Source organism: Pseudomonas sp. M20 (assembly GCF_045037865.1).
GTDB lineage: Bacteria > Pseudomonadota > Gammaproteobacteria > Pseudomonadales > Pseudomonadaceae > Aquipseudomonas.
The window spans coordinates 3346102-3360859 of record NZ_CP173611.1 but is presented as its reverse complement, the minus strand read 5'-3'; the positions used below and the strand labels follow the sequence as shown (position 1 = coordinate 3360859).

Sequence of the window (14758 nt, the reverse complement as noted above, 5' to 3'; positions counted from 1 at the left end):
CGCGACCCCCTCACCAGAGAATCGCGGCCCATCAACACCCACCCCCTACTGCTGCAACACCGTCGCCTGGTTAGCTGACCCGAACTGCTGAATATTCGCCGTCTGCGTAACCCCACTCTGATCGACATTGGCAATGTTCCCCGTGCCGCCCTGGGTCACATACGCCACGTTCATCGTATCCGCCTGCTTAACAGTGATCATGTTGTCGCTGCCATACAACTGCGCGGTATACGCCTGGTTCCCCGACCCAGACTGATCAAACTCAGCACTGTTACCCGTGCCATTCGAAGAACCCTGCACCAGGTTGCCCGTGCCGCGTTGATCGGAGATCAAAATGTTGTCGCTACCATTCTGATCAAAATACAGCTCGTTATACGAATCAGCCTGACTGACCGTGGTCTTGTTGCCCGTCCCGGTCTGATGCGTGGTCATGACTTGCCCGACGCCATCCTGAGTGAAGCTGGCGATGTTGCCATTGCCCGCCTGAGTAACGGTCGCGCGTTGGCCGCTGCCGAACTGGCCGCCGGATTGCGGGCCTTTCCAGTTGCTGGCGTAGACCTTGTTGTCGTTGCCCACGGAGGTGGCGTTGAGCACGTGGCTGTCGCCGTTCTGGTAGGTGAAGTGCACGTTACCGTTACCGACCTGATACAGCGCCAGTGTCGAGTTGACCGATTCGAACTGGTCGGCGTAGATCGCGTTGGTGTTGCCGACCTGGGTGACGGCGGCGGTGTTGTTTTCGCCGAAGCTTTGGTCGACCACGGTTTCGTTGCTGTCACCGTACTGGTTGACGGTGGCCTGGCTGGCGAGTTGCGCGTCCTGCCAGATTTCAGTGCCGTTGAGGTTGCCGAACTGGCTGATGGTGATGTTGCCGCCGGTGCCATTGCGCTGGTCTCCGTAGGCGTAGTTGCCTTCGCCGGCCTGGTTGATGCCGATCTGGCCACCGTTGTGCAGCACTTGTTCGGCGGTGCCGTAGTTGGCGGTGCCGTACTGGGTGATCACGGCGCTGTTGCCGGTGCCTTCATAGAGTTGTTCGATGTTGGCTTCGTTACTGTCGCCGAACTGGGAGGTTTTGCCTTCGCTGCCGTTCTGCGAATCCTGATAGATGAACGAGAAATTGCCAGTGCCTTGCTGTTGTTGCAGCGCATTGTTCGGTGAGCCGAAGCCCAGCGACTGGCTGGCATGGGCGGTGTTGAAGGCGCCGACCTGTTGCTGGGTGATGGTGGCGTTGTCTTCGTAAAGTTGTTCCGCGTAAGCGGCGTTGTAGTCGCCGACCGCGTCCTGGGTGATCACGCTAGTGGCATGGTCTTGCACGGCGGCGGCGTCGTTGCCCTGGCCCAGTTGGGTCTGGGTTGCGGTGCTGAATGGGGCCTGGGTCTGTTTCACATCCGCGATGTTGGCGGTACCGACCTGGCTTTGGTTGGACAGGCTGTCGTCGGCCATGGCCTGGGCACTGATCATGACCAGGATGGCGGCGGTGAGGGGCGTCAGTTTGAACATGATGAACTCTCCGATGATTTGCAGTGCTTAGCGATATTGCTTGACCGAAACGCTCATGCCGTTGCCCGACTGGGTCACGGCGCTTTGCAGCCCCGCGCCGGCCTGCTCGATGCTGGCGTCGTTGTTGTTGCCGTTTTGCGAAATCTGCGCGCGGTTGTGGCTGCCGTTTTGCGTGATTGAGGCGGCGTTGCCGGAACCGTTCTGGTTGATCAGCGCCATCAGGTCGCTGCCCTGTTGCAGGATGTACGCCTCCTGATTGCTGCCCGACTGCACGATCTGCCCGAGCAGCGACTGACCGTTCTGTTGCAGCAGGGCGACGTTGGCCTGGCCGAGCTGGTCGATCAGGGCTTGCTGACCCACCGGTGGGGGCAGTTCGCCGAGATCGCTGCTGGTTGGGGCCAGGTCGTCGTTTTCCATCAGGTCGTCGGCGCGCACGCTCGCAGTGCTGCACAGCAGGAGCAGGCAAAGCAGGGCTGCGATCGGCGTGTTCATGGCGAAAATCCTGTGTGGCGTTATCCGGTTTAGAACCGTGCCCCAGCCACCCGAAAGTGGCTGGGGATCTGGCTTACAGCGTGGTCACCGAGACCGTGCGCACGGTGCCTTGGGACGAGCGGATCGTCGCGGTCGGGTTGGCCGAAGGCACTACCAGCGTGTTGTTCAGCGTCAGCCGCCAGCGTCCGGTTAACGGCACCGTGGTGGTGCCAAGGGTGACCAGCCCGGAAGGGGTGGTGACCTGCACGGTGATGGTGTTGCCGGTGGTCACTGACGAGGTGCCGGTGAAGTCCCAGTTGAAGCGCCCGCCGGAGCGTGCCTGCACCGTCGACGCGGTGACGGCGAACGTTTCCGCTGCTGGCCGTGGCGAAACTTGCACCGTGACCGTGGCCGGCGTCGACAGGGCACCGAAGGCGTCCCGGGCGATGTAGGTGAAGGTCGTGGTGAATGCCGTGGTCACGGTGGCCGGTGGGGTGTAGGTGATCACCGTGCCGTTGCTGCTAACCGTGCCGCGCCCGGCGGCGGGTTGGGTCAGACTGTTGACGGCCAGTGGCACGTTGCCTTCCGGATCGGTGTCGTTGGCCAGCACGTTGATCGGGATCGCTACGCCCAGTGTTGCGACGCTGTCGGCGACGGCGGTCGGGGCCTGGTTCGGTGCGACGGTGATGGTTACGGTCGCCGGGTTGGCCGAGGCCAGACCTTTGGCGTCCTGCGCCTTGTAGGTGAAGGTCGTGGTCAGTGGCGCGTTGACTACCGCTGGCGGCGTGTAGACCACCGATGTGGTGCCGTTGAGCGCTACGGTGCCTTGGCCCGCGGCCGGTTGAGTCAACGCGGTGATGCCCAGTGGATTATCGCCATCGGGATCGCTGTCGTTGGTCAACAGGCTGAGGGTGATCGGCACACCGAAGCTGGTGCTGCCGGTGTCGGCATTGCTGATCGGCGCTTGATTTTCACCCGTGTCCGGCGCGCTGCCGACCACGACGACCGCTTCAGTGTCACCACCGCCAGCGGCAGATTTCACCGTCACGGTAGCGGGTGGCTGAGTCAGGTCGGCGACGGTGATGCGCTGCAGGGTGCCGGTTTTCGACAGACGCCCGTAGCCCTGGGCAACCATGTCCGGGATCGCCACTTCATCGCTCGATGTCGCTTCGATCAGCAGGCTGTGATTGGCCCAGTTGTAGCGCGCAGTCTGCACTTTCACCACGTCGGTGAGCTTGGCTGATACGGCCGTCGGACGCGTGGTGCCGGCGGGGTTGGTGGCGGTCACGACGACTACCGGAGGTACCGCGCCAATGCCCAAGCGGTGGCCGAAGAACAGACCATTGTTGTCACCTAGCAGAGTGGTCTGGCACGGCGTTGGCGGTGGGCCGGGGAGCAGCGCCACGGTTTCGCGGAAGCACAGGGTCGAGCTGTTACTGGCCTTGGCAAACACTTCGGCACGCACGCCGGCGGCGGTGCGGCGATAGGTGGCGCGGTCGATTTCCACTTGGGTCTGCTGACGGTTGTCGAGCACTTTGCCGGACAGGCTGAACACGTTCGACTGGATCGTCCCTGCAGGCCCGGTGATGCGCAGGAAGTTGGTGTTGAACGGGCTGCCGGTCACCGCTTCGTTGAGGTTCGGGTCACCGACGAAAGTTTCCGTGGCGCCGGTGTCGGGGTTCACTTCGGTGTACGGGCCGTTGACGCTGCGCAGGAACGGTCCGATGGCGCCATTGACGGCACCGGTGAAATTGCCCGGTGCGCCGATGCCGATGTCGCGGGTAATGTTGATCGCGCGGCGTCCAGGCGCGGTGACATTGACCGTCTCGACGCCATACGGGTGAGTGATCGTATAGGTGCCGGCAACGGGTACGTTCACCCGGATGCGAATCCGCGCGAAGCTTTGCTGATCACCATCGGCCGGATTTTCCGAGGCGAATGCCGCTTCGATCCCGGCGACATAAGCGTCCACGCCATAACCGGCAGCGTTGTCGGCAATCGTGGTTTCGGCCAGGAACCAGAAGGCTTCCGGCGGCCAGTTGTCTGGGAAAATCATCGGCTGGGCGTCGTCGTAGATACCCGGTTCAGCCAGCAAAATGCACATGTAGGCCGGCGGCGTGGTCGCGGCAACGCGCGAGCTGGCGGCGCGCGACTGGCACAGTTCCATCGACAGCAGATTGTTGTCCTGATACCACATCGGGAATTTCCCGGTGGCGAAGGTGTAGGGGCCGGGGTCGACGGCGGCGAGTTGCGCATAGGCACTGCCGGTCAGCGAGAGAGCGAGCCCGAGCGCGTTGAGCGCAAAGCGTGGCCACTTGTTCATGATGCCTCCTGATGCGGATCTGGGCATGTGAGCGTTCATTGCACGATGACCACTTCTTCGGTATCGCTGCCGCCGTTGGACGACGTCACGCGGACCTTGGCCGGCGGTATTGGCGAGATCCCGGTGGCGAGGGTTTTCACCGCGCCGTCGCCGCCCAGCGCACCGATGGCGGCGCCGCTGCCGGAGGTGGCGGTGAGTACGGGTGGCGAAGTTTCGTCACTGGTCGAGGCGACCACGGTCAGTTGCCCGGAGCTCAGGCTGTATTGCGCGCTCTGGATCACCACCAGATCGGTCAGGGTCATGGGCAGAGTGGTCGGCGTGCTGCTGGCGATGGCCAGGTGGTTGTCGGCGGTCACTTGCAAAGTGGTTGGCAAGGTCGGGTTGACCGAGGACTGCGCGTACCAGCTGCCGGTGCTGTTGGCTTCGGTCATGTTCAGCACCGGGGTGCTGCTGGTTACGGCGACGGTGCCCGGCGCGGGTGGCGCGAGAACGAACACGTCTTGCTGTGCGACCGGCGCGCTGGTTCCCGCTTTACGCGAGTAGGTGCTGCGCTGGGTGATCATTGGCGTTGGCCGGACCACCGTCGACAACTTGCCGGAGACGGCGAACACATTCGTCCGCAGGTCGAGGCCGTTAGGGCCTTCGATGCGCACGTAGTTGGTGTTGAACGGGCTGCCGGTGACTGCCTCGTTGAGGTTTGGGTCGCCGACGAATTGTTCGGCGGCACCGGTCAGCGGATTGGTCTCGGTGTACGGGCCGTTGACGCTGCGCAGGAACGGCCCGATGTCACCCTTGAGCGCGCCGTCATAGGTTTTCGGCGTACCGATACCGATGTCGCGGGTCATGTTGATCGCGCGGCGGCCGGGGGTGTCGATGTTGAACACATCGACGCCATACGGGTGGGTGATGACGTAGGTGCCGGCCGTGGGCACGTCGACGCGAATGCGGATGCGGGCGAAGCTGACTTGATCGCCCTCAACCGGTTCTTCGGCAGCGAATGCGGCTTCGATGGCGCTGACGTAGGTCAGGTCGATTCCACGGGCGGCGTCGACGAGGGCCGTTTCGCCGGTGAACCAGAACGCTTCGTCGGGAAAGTTTGTCGGGAAGACAATCGGTTGCGCGTCATCGAATACGCCGGGGGTTGGCAGCAGCGAGCACATGTACGACGGCGCGCCGGGGGCGCTGGGTACTCGGGAGCTGAGCGCTTTGGACAGGCACAGATCCAGAGTGCGACCGTGGGAGTCCTGATACCAACTGGCGAAACCACCGTTGGCCGGCGTGTACGGACCCGGATCAACAGCAAACAAAGCGGCTTGGGCAATGCCTTGGGCCAATGCGCTCACGACCAGGACAGTCGCGGTTTTGGACAGTAAAGGGTGCATGAGTTAATCCCTCTATCAAAGTACCTGCCCCTTGGGGATGGGTCAGTTGCACAGGGCCTGTACACCTTCCATGCCAAGGTGCGGTGAATGGGCGTGAGAGGGCCGGATTAGAAGGGTTTGCAGGAATGAAGCTGGGTTTTTGGCCAGCGGGGAAAGGGCGTCATTCCCCAGAATCGGGGACGGTGGGGATGAAAACTGAATACCTGTCGTACACCGAACCCTTGTAGGAGTGAGCCTGCTCGCGATAGCGATGTGTCTGTAATGAAAATGTCGACTGGCCCACCGCGATCGCGAGCAGGCTCACTCCTACAAGGGATTGGCGGTGTCTGTGGGATCAACTCAACCGGGTCGATACCCCCGCAACCGGGCAAACACCCAACGGTGGGCTATAACCCTATAGGGACGTATAGAGAAGTCGCCGCCATGAACATGCAGTCGAAATCGCTACCGGTCGAGGAGGGCAATCTGCGCTTGAACTCGCGCAAGCAGTCGTTCAACCTGCTGCGTTGGTTTTCGCTGATCAGCATGGCGGTGATTGGCACGGTGGCTGTGGCGCTGGGGGCGGTGTCGACGCGTTTTGTCATTGATGAAAGCGTACAGCGCGATGCCTTGCTCACCGCGCAGTTCATTCAGGCGATCGCCTCGGCCGAGGTGCGCCATGTGTCGATTCCCAATGTGCGGACCATGGGCGAATTGCTCGATCCGCGTCAGGACATGCACTTTCCCGACGTCAGTCCGCAAGCCCGGGCCGATGCACGGGGCGAGTTTCTCGATCACATCGAACACTTGCCGGACGTGATTCTGGCTAATATTTACGCGCCGGACCGCCAGGTAATCTGGTCAACCAATCCCGTGCTGATCGGTACCAGCATTCATGCCGACGAAGACCTTGATCGCGCCTTCAACGAAAAGATTCCGGTATCCGCCAGCTACCACGACGTCGACAAGGCCCGTGAAGAACAGAAATTCATCACGCCGCCGGATTACATCTTCATCGAGAACTACATTCCGCTGTTCGACGCCGAGGGCAAGAACGTCACGGCGATGGTCGAGATCTACAAGGAGCCCAAGGATCTGATCGCACGCATGGAGCGCGGATTGGTTCTGATCTGGCTGGCCACCGCGCTCGGCGGCGGGCTGATTTATCTGGGGCTGTACTGGATCGTCCGGCGCGCGGCGATTCTGCTCGCCGCTCAGCAAAAACAACTGATTGCCAACGAAACCTTTGTCGCTCTGGGTGAGATGTCTTCCGCCGTGGCGCACAGTTTGCGCAATCCGTTGGCGACGATTCGCTCCAGCGCCGAACTGGCGCTGGAGTTCGATGCCGGCCCGGCGCAGAAGAACATCAACGACATCATCGGCCAGGTCGACCGCATGTCGAAGTGGGTGCGCGAGCTGCTGCAATCGCTGCGACCGCTCAACGATGATCCGGAACCGGTGAATCTGGTGGCCGCGTTGCACGAAAGCCTGGTGGCGTTCGAACAGCAGATTGCCAGAGCGAGCGTGCAGGTGGTGTTTCATCCCCAGCACACGCCGATGGTGCTCAGCCAGCCAGTACAACTGACACAAATCCTCAACAGCCTGCTGGCAAATGCACTGGAGGCGATGGACAAGGGCGGCACGCTGACCGTCAGCCTGGAACCGAGCGACGACCGTGGCGTCTGCGTGGTGCTCAGCGACACTGGTAAAGGCATGAATGAAGAACAACGGACCATGGCCTTCCGGCCGTTTTTCACGACCAAATCGGGTGGTTTGGGTGTCGGTCTGGTCCTGGTCAAACGCATCATGGAACGCTTCGGCGGCGGCGTGACCCTCGACAGCCGCGAAGGCGAGGGCACCACCGTTCGTCTGGCCTTCCAACTCGTCCCCTGATAAACACGTTCCCCTGTAGGAGCTGCCGAAGGCTGCGATCTTTTGATTCTGTTTTTAAGATCAAAAGATCGCAGCCTTCGGCAGCTCCTACAGGGGGATTTGTATGAACAAAAAAATGTGAACTTCCCCCATCAGTGGGTGTCAAGCCCCGGTCACCGGGGAGTGGGGAAACTCACAGCATCCCCAAGCCCCTGTTACAACTGGAAATAATTTATTGGCGCAGTAGTTGCAAAACACCATCATCCCTTCCTTGATGAGGCGGCTGGTGATGGACAGAACAACGCGTGCCCCAAGCAACACCTTTTCGCTGACGCCCTTGAGCGTCTTTCTGATGTTGACCCTCGGCAGCATGGCCGGCGTTCGCGCCAGCCCGATCGATGACGAGCGACAGCCAGAAACCTCCGATCCTTCGGCGTACTACGACGAACCGGCTGACCGCGCCGGTGCGCTCAATGCCATTCTGACCATGCCGGAGGCGAACGAAGACTCTTTCGATTTGCCCGACGGGGTCAAAGGCGACCGCGCTGAAACGCGTGTCGAAAACGTCCTGCCGCCGTCCGTGCAGACCAGTTTCAATTACCCCACCAACGGCAAGCCGAGCCCGCTCTATGGCGCGCAGCCGTTCACCCAGCAGTTGACCCTGTTCGAAGAGTTCGGGCCGGAAAAACTCGACCCGACCACCCCGGCCGCGCCGCTGCCGTTTCCGCCGGCCGCGATTGGCCCGGCACCGGCTCAGGACCCGAACAACATCGCCCGCAGCGCGCCACCCGGCACCGCCCTTGATGCGTTCCTGCGCCAACCGGGGCTAACGCCGTTCCCCAGCCAGTTCGCCAACGTCGTCGACCGCAACCCGTGGCAGGCGCAGATCGAGGTGTACCTCAACCGCCATATCGGCTCATCCGCCGAAGGTCGGCCGCCAGGAAAAGGCTGGGCGCACCAGCGCTGGAACGAGTTCTACCCGCAAGTCGCCTACAAAACCGCGCAGACCGGTGCACGCCTCAATGGTGGCCTGCGTGACAGCGTGCAAATGCACCATTACGCGGTGGGCGAATTCGGCCCCGGCGGCCTGTACCACAACGTCGCTGGCGTACCAGCGACCGATGGCACTGCCAAAGGTGTCGACCCGCGTTTCCACCCGGCCATGCCGGCGCAAAACCACAATTCGGTGTGGACCTTCGACGGCACGTTGCCGCCCAAACTGTTGATGGTGCGCTACGGCCAACCGGTGATGATGCGCCACTACAACGGCTTGCCGATCGACCCGTCGGCCAACCGTGGATTCGGTCTGCACACCATCAGCACCCACGAGCACAACGGTCACGCGCCGGCGGAAAGCGACGGCTATGCCAACGCGTTCTTCTTTCCTGGGCAGTTCTATGACTATCGCTGGCCGATCCAGCTTGCCGGTTACGACAGCATCAACACCAAGGCTGAAGACCCGCGTGCGGCGTTCCCGTGTGCACCGGGTGAAACCTTGTGGGTCAACGACCTGGCCCCCGCGAAGAAAACCTGCGACCACGGCACGATCAAAATCCGTGGCGACTGGCGCGAGACCATGAGCACCCACTGGTTCCACGATCACATGCTCGATTTCACCGCGCAGAATGTCTACAAGGGCAACGCGGCGATGATGAATTACTACAGTGCCCTGGATCGCGGCAACGAGTCGGTGGACGACGGCGTGAACCTGCGTCTGCCCAGCGGCAGCGCCTTGCCATGGGGCAACCGTGACTACGACGTCAACCTGGTGTTCGCCGACAAGGCCTGGGATCAGGAAGGGCAGTTGTGGTTCAACCCTTTCAACACCGACGGCTTCCTCGGTGATCAGTTGCTGGTCAACTGGCAGTGGAAACCGGTCCTCGATGTGCGTGCGCGCAGTTATCGCTTCCGCATCCTCAACGGCTCGGTGTCGCGCTACTTCAAACTGGCGCTGGTGCGGGAAATCAAAGGCACCAGCGGCGAGTTCCAGGGGCCGAAAAACTCCGGTGTGTCGTACAGCCGTGTGCCGTTCCACATGATCGCTAACGACGGCAACATCATGGAACACAGCGTGCCGTTCGACGGCAGCATGGATCTCGATGCCGATGGCGACAAACAGAACCACAACGCGATCCTGCCGACTCAGGGCATCGCCGAGCGCTTCGACATCATCGTCAACTTCTCGAAAAACGGCATCAAGCCAGGCGACAAGCTGTTCTTCGTCAACCTGCAGGCTCACGACGACGGCAAGGGACCCAAAGACGTCATCCCGTTAGGCGACATCCTGTCGGAGAAATACCTGGCGGTGATCAAGCAGACCAGCAAGGGTCCGCAGTGGGACAGAGGCGACCCGGCGGTGGGCAAGGTCTTGCAGCTCAACGTCAAGTCTTACACCGGTCAGGATCTGGCGATGAACCCGGCAGCCTACGAACCGGCGAAACCGGGCAAGGCGGAAGGGCTGGTGATGATCCCGCTGAAGCTCCATCGCGACAACGCCGCCGATAAAGCCGTGCTGGCCAAGGCTCGCCACCGCACCTTCACCTTCGGCCGTTCCGACGGCACCGATGAAGCGCCGTGGACGGTCAAGACCGATGGCGGCTTCGGCTTCCACATGGACCCGCGTCGCCTGAACGCTTCGACGCAACTGTCGAGCGGCCCGACCGATGCCGGTGTCACCGGGTTCGGCACTCTGGAGGTGTGGAACATCAAGGCTGGTGGCACGGGCTGGAGCCATCCGGTGCATGTGCACTTCGAGGAGGGGATCATCCTCAGTCGCGGCGGCAAGGCCCCGCCAGAGTGGGAAAAATGGGCACGCAAGGACGTCTATCGCATCGGCTCCGAAAAGGACGGTCTGGACAGCGTCGAAATGGCGATCAACTTCCGCGAGTTCGCCGGGACCTACATGGAGCACTGTCACAACACTCAGCATGAGGACAACTCGATGCTGCTGCGTTGGGACCTGGAGAAGCCCGGGCAACTGCAACTGATGCCAACCCCACTGCCAAGCTGGGACGGTGTGCGCTACGTCAACTCTGCCGCGCTGCCTACCTTCCGCAACGGTGACGGTGTTGGCCCACAAGTGGTGGTCAAGCCATGAACCGCCGCCACGGTGACCGCCAACCGCTGCATACCCCGCGCTCCCGGGCGTTGGGCATGCACCTGGTGCTGATGCTGGTGGTCTGTGTGCTCGCCAGCCGTGTGCTGCTGGCACACCAGGCCAGCCTCGGCGAGCCGCCAGCGGCCAGTGAATCCGCCACCCCGTGGGGTGGCGACTATTTCCCCAACACCTTGCTGACCGATCAGGACGGTCGGCAGGTGCATTTCTTCGATGACCTGATCAAAGACAAAGTGGTGGTGATCAATTTCATCTTCACGTCGTGCAGCGACTCCTGCCCACTGGAAACCGCACGGCTGCGTCAGGTGCAGAAACTGCTCGGCGATCGGGTCGGCCAGGACATCTTCTTCTACTCGATCAGCATCGATCCGCTCAGCGACACTCCCGAAGTGCTCAAGGCCTATTCGCAGCGCTTCAAGGTCGGCCCCGGCTGGAAGTTTCTCACCGGTGAATTCGAAGACGTCACCGACCTGCGCAAGAAACTCGGGCTGTTTATCGAAGGCGTCGACAACGGTCGCAGCAAGGATCACAACCTCAGCCTGATCGTCGGCAACCAGAGCACCGGTCGCTGGATGAAAGCCTCGCCGTTCGAGAACCCGTGGATCCTTGCCGATCAACTGGCCAACACCTTGCAGAACTGGAAGCAGCCGAGCATCGAAGAAAGTTACGCCAACGCCCCGGACATTCGCCCGCCGAGCAATGGCGAAGAACTGTTCCGCACCCGCTGCGCCTCCTGTCACAGCCTCGGCCCAATGGATGGGCAGGGCCTCGGCATGCGCAGCATCGGCCCGGATCTGATTGGCGTAACGCGTAGTCGAGATCCGAAATGGCTGAATCGCTGGATACGCGAACCGGATCGCCTGCTCGCGGAAAAAGACCCGATTGCCCTGCAGCTGTACGAACAGTTCGAGCGAATTCCGATGCCCAACCTGCGCCTCGACGAGCCGTCCGCGCAGTCGATCATCGACTACCTCCTCGATGAAACCGAGCGTCAGCAACCGTCCGCGAAAGCCTTGGCCGACGGCGCTTTGACGCCAGTAAAACCGGGCGATAGCGCCGCGACGTTGAGTCGTATGCAGTAGCGGCGAAATAGCATCATTGAACCGTGTGTCGCGGTCAGAGCCACCTACACTGATCTCTGTACGCGACTCGATTGAAAAACTCCAGGGCACTCCCATGCAGCGACTGGAAGCACAAAAAACCTCTGCACCGAACCCATCGGTCGCAGGCAAGGGCTGGCGCGAGCAGTTCAATCTGCTGCGCTGGTTCTCGCTCGCGAGTTTTTTCATCATCGCCGCCGTGGCGCTGGGGCTGGGTTATATCTCCACGCGCTTCGTGGTCACCGAAAGCGTCGAGCGCGATGCGCTGCTGACCGCGCAATTCGTTCAGGCCATCGGCGCGGCGGAAATGCGTCACGCCAAAATCAATCCGAACCGAACGATGGGCGAAATGCTCGACCCGCGCCAGGACAACCAATATCCCGATGTTGACCCGGCGTTACAGGCTTCGGCACGCACCGAGTTTCTCGATCACGTCGAACACTTGCCGGACATTTTGCTCGCGACGGTTTATGCGCTGGATCGCACGGTGATCTGGTCGACCAACGCTGAGCTTATCGGTGTGCACATCAAGGATGACGATGAGCTCGACGAATCATTCGAGATGAAAGTGCCGGTGTCTTCCAGCTACCACAAGATCAACGATGAGAAACCCGAACAGCAAATGTTGCGCGAACCGAAATACCTGTTCATCGAGAACTACATCCCGATGTTCAACGCCGACAAAAGCAAAGTCGTCGCCATGGTTGAGGTCTACAAGGAGCCGGCGGATCTGGTCGACCGCATCGACCGTGGCTTCGCCTCGATCTGGGCGGCGACTTGCTTCGGCGGTGCGGCGATCTTTCTCGCGTTGTTCTGGATCGTCCGCCGTGCCGCGAAATTGCTGCAGAGCCAGCAGCAACAACTGATCAGCAACGAAACCTTTGTCGCCCTCGGCGAGATGTCCTCGGCGGTGGCGCACAGTCTGCGCAATCCATTGGCGACCATTCGCTCCAGCGCCGAACTGGCGCAAGAGATCGCCAGCCCCGGTGCGCAGCGCAACATCGGCGACATCATCAGTCAGGTCGATCGTATGTCGCGCTGGGTGCGCGAATTGCTCGTCTCACTGCGGCCGATGAATGACGACGGCGAGGCGGTGGATCTGGTAATGGCAGTAGAAGACACCTTTGGCGCATTTGATGCATTGATTAAACGCAGTGGCGTCGAAGTGCGATTCAGTCCGCAAAACTGCGCGCCGGTCGTCAGTCAAAAGGTGTTGCTCACGCAAATACTCAATAGCCTGTTTGCCAATGCCCTGGAAGCCATGCCCAAGGGCGGTGTGCTCAGCGTCGAATTCGAAACGCCGCAGCCGGACCGCGTACGCATGACCCTGAGCGACACCGGCAAGGGCATGAGCGCACAGCAGCAACTGTTGGTGTTCAAACCGTTTTTCACCACCAAACAGGGCGGCCTCGGGGTTGGTCTGGCGTTGGTCAAAAGAATTATGGAGCGTTTTGAAGGTTCGGTCGTGCTGACCAGCCGCGAGCAGGAAGGAACCCGCGTCAGTCTCAACTTCAAAGTGGCATCGGGAGGGGAATATGGAACACAGCATTCTGCTGGTCGAGGATGACGAACTGTTGGCCGAAAATATTCAGACCTACCTTGAGCGCAAAGACTTCGAGGTGACCGTCTGCCATTCCGCCGAAGACGCGCTGGAGCAATTGGGCAGCTTCATGCCCGACATCGTGCTGACCGACAACTCGCTGCCGGGCATGAGCGGTCACGAGCTGATCCAGAAGCTGCGCATCAGCGCGCCGGATCTCAAAGTGATCATGATGACCGGGTACGGCAACGTCGAAGATGCGGTGGTGGCGATGAAGGAGGGCGCCTTTCATTACGTCACCAAACCGGTCGCGCTGCAGGAACTCAAACTGCTGCTCGACAAGGCTCTGGCCACCGAACGGATGGAGCGCACGCTGTCGTTTTATCAGGAACGCGAGGCGCAGAAATCCGGGGTGCAGGCGCTGATCGGCGACTCGGCACCGATGCAATATCTAAAAAATACTATCGGCCAGTTGCTCGATGCCGAGCGGCGCATGGCCAACACCGATCTGCCCCCGGTTTTGGTGGAAGGTGAGACCGGTACCGGCAAGGAATTGGTGGCGCGGGCGCTGCATTTCGACGGCCCGCGCAGCAAAGGTCCGTTTATCGAGTTCAACTGCGCGTCGATCCCGTCGAATCTGGTGGAATCTGAGCTGTTCGGGCATGAGAAGGGTGCGTTCACCGATGCCAAGGATCGCCGGGTCGGGCTGGTGGAAGCGGCGGATGGCGGCACGCTGTTTCTCGATGAGATTGGCGAGATGGATCTGCTGTTGCAGGCAAAGATTTTGAAGTTGCTGGAGGACCGCACCATTCGCCGCGTCGGCTCGGTGAAGGAGCGTAAGGTCAATCTGCGGGTGATCAGCGCGACCAACTGCAATCTGGAGCAGATGGTGCAGCAGGGCAAATTCCGTCGCGATCTGTTTTTCCGTCTGCGGATCATTTCGATCAAAGTGCCGCGGCTTTACGCCCGTGGCGATGACATTCTGTTGCTGGCGCGGCACTTCCTCGCCAGTCACGGCAAACGCTACGGCAAACCGAATCTTCACTTCAGCCAGCAGGCCGAAGAATTGCTGCTCAGTTATACCTGGCCGGGCAACGTGCGTGAGCTGCGCAACATGCTCGAGCAGACCGTGCTGTTGGCGCCGAGCGACACCATCGCCGCGCATCAGCTCAACGTGTGCATGAGCCTGGTCGACGAGCCGCCGCTGCATATTCATGAAGCCCCGATGCACTACGAACCGCGCCCGGCGAGCAACACCGAATCGATGAACCTGCCGGAAGTCGAACGCGACATGGTGCGCAAGATGCTCGACAAGACCGACTGGAACGTCACCAAGTCCGCGCGCCTGCTGGGCCTGAGCCGCGACATGTTGCGCTACCGCATCGAAAAGCTCGGCCTCGCCCGCCCGGATAAACGCCAGTGGTAACCCAGACACACCGCATTTCCCCTGTGGGATCGAGCCTGCTCGCGAAGAGGGCA

At 61.2% G+C, this 14758-nt stretch carries 9 protein-coding genes; 5 read left to right on the top strand and 4 right to left on the bottom strand.

The window, feature by feature from the left end:
- Nucleotides 1-45: 45 nt before the first annotated feature.
- From ACI514_RS14895 to ACI514_RS14880, 4 genes are all read right to left on the bottom strand, one after another.
- Nucleotides 46-1497 (bottom strand): curlin, encoded by a 1452-nt coding sequence (locus tag ACI514_RS14895; protein WP_405124178.1) that lies wholly within the window; start codon nucleotides 1495-1497, stop codon nucleotides 46-48.
- 27 nt (nucleotides 1498-1524) lie between these two features.
- Nucleotides 1525-1989 carry a curlin gene (locus tag ACI514_RS14890; RefSeq protein ID WP_160057233.1) on the bottom strand — a complete coding sequence of 155 codons (465 nt, stop codon included), beginning with the start codon at nucleotides 1987-1989 and terminating at the stop codon, nucleotides 1525-1527.
- Between the two features lie 73 nt (nucleotides 1990-2062).
- On the bottom strand, nucleotides 2063-4291 hold the full coding sequence (locus ACI514_RS14885) for an Ig-like domain-containing protein (RefSeq protein ID WP_160057234.1): 2229 nt from the start codon (nucleotides 4289-4291) through the stop codon (nucleotides 2063-2065).
- A 35-nt stretch (nucleotides 4292-4326) separates the two neighbouring features.
- Complete coding sequence (locus ACI514_RS14880; protein ID WP_405124177.1) at nucleotides 4327-5673, bottom strand: hypothetical protein; 1347 nt, start codon at nucleotides 5671-5673, stop codon at nucleotides 4327-4329.
- A gap of 423 nt (nucleotides 5674-6096) precedes the next feature.
- On the opposite strand from ACI514_RS14880, the gene ACI514_RS14875 reads away from it, so the two are divergent.
- From ACI514_RS14875 to ACI514_RS14855, 5 genes are all read left to right on the top strand, one after another.
- Nucleotides 6097-7545, top strand: coding sequence for an ATP-binding protein (locus ACI514_RS14875; RefSeq protein WP_160057235.1), 1449 nt, complete (start codon nucleotides 6097-6099; stop codon nucleotides 7543-7545).
- Between the two features lie 268 nt (nucleotides 7546-7813).
- Nucleotides 7814-10621 carry a multicopper oxidase domain-containing protein gene (locus ACI514_RS14870; protein ID WP_405124176.1) on the top strand — a complete coding sequence of 936 codons (2808 nt, stop codon included), beginning with the start codon at nucleotides 7814-7816 and terminating at the stop codon, nucleotides 10619-10621.
- Complete coding sequence (locus tag ACI514_RS14865) at nucleotides 10618-11721, top strand: SCO family protein (protein WP_405124175.1); 1104 nt, start codon at nucleotides 10618-10620, stop codon at nucleotides 11719-11721. The genes ACI514_RS14870 and ACI514_RS14865 overlap by 4 nt, the downstream gene beginning before the upstream one ends.
- A 94-nt stretch (nucleotides 11722-11815) precedes the next feature.
- Nucleotides 11816-13306 carry a sensor histidine kinase gene (locus tag ACI514_RS14860; RefSeq protein WP_405124174.1) on the top strand — a complete coding sequence of 497 codons (1491 nt, stop codon included), beginning with the start codon at nucleotides 11816-11818 and terminating at the stop codon, nucleotides 13304-13306.
- On the top strand, nucleotides 13275-14705 hold the full coding sequence (locus ACI514_RS14855; protein ID WP_160057239.1) for a sigma-54 dependent transcriptional regulator: 1431 nt from the start codon (nucleotides 13275-13277) through the stop codon (nucleotides 14703-14705). Before ACI514_RS14860 ends, ACI514_RS14855 begins: the two co-directional genes overlap by 32 nt.
- Nucleotides 14706-14758 lie beyond the last annotated feature (53 nt).